Here is a 3,483-nt window from a genome sequence, read left to right as displayed (position 1 = left end):
ACCTGCCGATATCGGCAGGTTCCCCCTTAATTATCTTAATTCGTCTTCTGCTTTTTCAAGCACCGGATCGTTTTGATTTATCTTTTGGGAAATTTGTGTTTCAAGGGTCGTCAGGGTCTTCGTATCGGCCTTGCCGTTAACGTCAATCTTGTTTGCCTTTTGATAGGCCTCAACTGCCTTTTGAGTTTTTTCTGAGAAATAGCCGTTTTCCTTACCGGCGTCATATCCCAGGAAATTAAGCATCTTCTGCAACGACTTGACCGAACTGCCGCTGTCGTCCAATTTAAGCTCCTTATTGACGTTAGGTGCCAGAACATAAGCTATGCTTGGATAGTCTGCCTTAATATCCGGTTGCAGTCCCTTGTGATGAATCCAAGTTCCGTCCGGCGTCAGCCATCTTGCAATCGTCAGCTTAAGTTCCGTCTTGTCCTTGAACGGCAACGTATTTTGAACCGTGCCCTTCCCGTACGATTTCGTTCCGATGAGTTTAACGCCCGCCGATTGACGCAGGGCAGAAGAAAAGATCTCAGCAGCACTTGCCGAACCGCCGTTGATTAAAACGACCGTCTTTTCGTGAACCTTAAAGCCGTTGTCAAACTGCTTGCCGGCACGATAAATCGTCGGCTTGCCCGAACGTGATGCTACTTGTAAGATAACTTTACCGTCCTTGACGAACATTGATGACATTTTCAATGCCTGATCCATTAAGCCGCCCGGATTGTTGCGCATATCGATGACAAAGGACTTTGCCCCCTGTTTTCGCAATGAGACGATTGCCTGTTTCATTTCCTTTGCCGTATTCTGCGAGAAGGTCGTCACTGCAATCACGCCGATTGACTTGTTTTTAGGATCCAACGTTCCCGTGACGGTCTTGACCGGTATTTTTGCCCTGACCAAAGTCTTGTCGAAAGTCTGGCCGTTTCGCTTGATTGTAATCGTGACCTTGGTTCCGACTTTGCCGCGCATGATTTGGACAGCCTTGTTGAGCGTCATGTCGGATGTCTGGCGTCCGTTGATCTTGACAATCAGATCATTGGCCTTGATTCCAGCCTTTGAAGCCGGAGTACCGGCAATCGGTGCAATGACTTTGATTGCATTGCTGCTTTTTTCAACCTGAGTCCCGATTCCCCCGAAACTTCCTGACATCGTATCGTTTAAACTGGAGCTTTCCGTTTCTGACATGTATTCTGAAAAAGGATCTCCCAACGAGCTTATCATGCCGTTAATCGCACCGTCTGTCAGTTTCTTTTGTGAGATCTGCTTATAATAATTATAATAAAGCGTACTGTAGACCGAACTGATTTTGCCCAACGACTGGTTGGCAGTTTCAAGTTCCCTGACCTGTTTGTTCATGAAATAATAAACGGAACCGCCTCCCACGAGAAGCGAGACAACGATTGATACGAAAATTCCGATCAAACCTAAACGTTTTTTAAAAAGCTTTTCTTTAAAAGAACTGCCTGATTTTTTTGCCACTGGTATTATGCTCCCATCTGCTTATGCGTTTTTTTCCAAATACAATTGCCATGCATCATCAAAAACCGTCATTGAAGATACGTAGCCTGCCTCAAGTTCCAAATAGTTCGAAATTTCATCATGGTCGACGGATTGCTTCGGAAAAGCCGAATCATAAAATGCTGCATTCGCAAAAGTCGCCATCTCGGTGTTTTCATCCGGATTGCGCAGCGTCATTAAAAATGCATAAAAAGTCATCGTGCCCTTGACCATTGTATCACCTACTTGTCAAGCGGAATCGACACGTTGAATCTGATGTCGTCGTTTTGAAGATTCAAACTTTCTCCGCGAACTTTGATGCCCTGCTTTTTCGTCAATTGATTCAAGTCAAGCGTGATCCTTGATTTTCCTGAGTCGATTTTGGCCCAGCGTCCAAGATCGTAGTTGTTCTTTACGTATCCCAGAACAAAGCCTGGCGGTGCGTTCAAGGAACCGATTGCGACCGATTTGGCATTCAAAACGATGTTTCCGTCAGAGTCAAGCGTGGGTTTCGTATAAAGCGTAAAGGAAACCTTGGCTCCCAGAATTCTGGTCGTTCCCATTAAAATTGCCGATTTGTCAAGCAGAAAACGATACCTGATCGAATTTTTGGTTTGGTTCTGCTTCAAATAATAATTGATTGCAGCTTCAAGCTGATCCTTATTCATGCTGACCGACAAATCAGCATACTTGTCGGCTGAGGCTTCCGTTTTCTCAACGATTCTGTTCTGATCAACGCTTGGAGTCGTAACTTTGACAAAGACAAACATAAAAAATGCAATTACCAGACCCAGCAGAATGGCAAATGCCCATTTCCACGGATTGGCAGGTTTCGTCAGCTTAACGGCTCTTTTTCTTTTGTGTTCCGTCAAAATCATTCATTTCCTTTCTTAAGCCACAGGCTTTCATGTTTTTCCATCACTTCGTAAAGCCGCAATGTCATGTATCTGTAGCCTTTCTTATTGGGATGAAAGTGGTCAGCGTCAGACAGATAGTCATTTTTTTCTGATTTGTCGTTCAATGCAGTTTCAAGTTTTTGATTTGAAAGTTCCATCAGATCAGAGTTTGCTTCCTGCTTCAGCTTCTTTTTTGAATGCCCGTAATACTGACCTTCGGACAACTGATCGCAAACGTCGACGAACTCCATTTTATCATCCTTTTCAGCATGAGATTCAGCAATTTCATTCCATTCCTTCGTATATTTCTGCATTGGGGTCAGGTTGGGAAAATATACGTAAAACGGATTGTACACGCTGATTAAGAAAATCGGTGCCCTGCTGTTGTATTTTCTGACTGCCGCAAACAGGGATGAAAGTCTGGCATCATACTTTGCCTCTTCTTTTGGCATCACCTTGTCAAGCTTGTTTGCGGCAAGTGCCATGAAGTTGTTTTGCATGACCTGCATCAGATCGTTTCCGCCGACCGTCATCGTAATCACGTCTGCTTCCTTCAGGGCATCCTGGAGCTTCCTGCTGGTTTCGATGCGCTTTTCAATCTGATCGCTTCTGTCGCCTGTTTTGCCGAAGTTTTTGGTCGTGACTGAAACGTTGTGCTCCTTGTTCAGCTTCTGCCTGATCATATGGACGTACCCGCCCTTATTTTCAGGATCACCAACCCCATGAGTCAGGGAATCGCCCAGCCCCACCAACGAAATGTCCTGTTTCGGAACTTTTCTGGAACTTGCTGCCCTGGCGGTATCCGATTTTTCCAAGTTCACTTCGTTGGGGGTTGAAACCGTGCATTTCAATAACGAAAAGGCACCGACGGATACCAGCAGAACCACGCCCAAAAAGATTAATAAACTCTTTGCTTTCTTCACTTGATAAGTCACCCCGTCTAAATTGCATATAAGAGTATTGTATAACATCTTGCAGTTGAAAATCAAAAGCGATGCCGCTTTTTGTTGTTAATTCACGCAATTGTATGTTAAAGTCTTCTTAAGGAGGCATTTCTTTGAAACGTAAGGTACCAACAGAACATATCATCTTC

The 3,483-nt window shown here is 44.5% G+C and carries 4 protein-coding genes; all 4 read right to left on the bottom strand.

All coding sequences use genetic code 11. From position 1 onward, the window contains the following. Window positions 1–30: 30 nt before the first annotated feature. Genes V7Z60_RS02900 through V7Z60_RS02885 form a run of 4 tightly spaced genes read right to left on the bottom strand, consistent with a single transcriptional unit; the run spans window position 31 to window position 3,313 of the window. Entirely contained in the window at window positions 31–1,476 is a 1,446-nt protein-coding gene (locus V7Z60_RS02900; RefSeq protein WP_334116160.1) for a S41 family peptidase, read from the bottom strand. Between the two features lie 21 nt (window positions 1,477–1,497). After that, window positions 1,498–1,728, bottom strand: coding sequence for a YozE family protein (locus tag V7Z60_RS02895; RefSeq protein ID WP_334116158.1), 231 nt, complete (start codon window positions 1,726–1,728; stop codon window positions 1,498–1,500). 8 nt (window positions 1,729–1,736) lie between these two features. After that, complete coding sequence (locus V7Z60_RS02890; protein ID WP_334116157.1) at window positions 1,737–2,372, bottom strand: YpmS family protein; 636 nt, start codon at window positions 2,370–2,372, stop codon at window positions 1,737–1,739. Beyond that, window positions 2,369–3,313, bottom strand: coding sequence for an SGNH/GDSL hydrolase family protein (locus tag V7Z60_RS02885; protein ID WP_334116156.1), 945 nt, complete (start codon window positions 3,311–3,313; stop codon window positions 2,369–2,371). Before V7Z60_RS02885 ends, V7Z60_RS02890 begins: the two co-directional genes overlap by 4 nt. Window positions 3,314–3,483: the final 170 nt, after the last annotated feature.

Source organism: Ligilactobacillus sp. (genome assembly GCF_036846325.1).
GTDB lineage: Bacteria > Bacillota > Bacilli > Lactobacillales > Lactobacillaceae > Ligilactobacillus.
Note: the sequence above shows the minus strand (reverse complement) of the source record. Positions and strands in the feature narration are given on the sequence as shown.

Bases quoted from the DNA above. Each gene is read 5' to 3' on its own strand.
- V7Z60_RS02895 (WP_334116158.1), bottom strand. From the start codon at position 1,728: ATGGTCAAGGGCACGATGACTTTTTATGCATTTTTAATGACGCTGCGC.
- V7Z60_RS02890 (WP_334116157.1), bottom strand. From the start codon at position 2,372: ATGATTTTGACGGAACACAAAAGAAAAAGAGCCGTTAAGCTGACGAAA.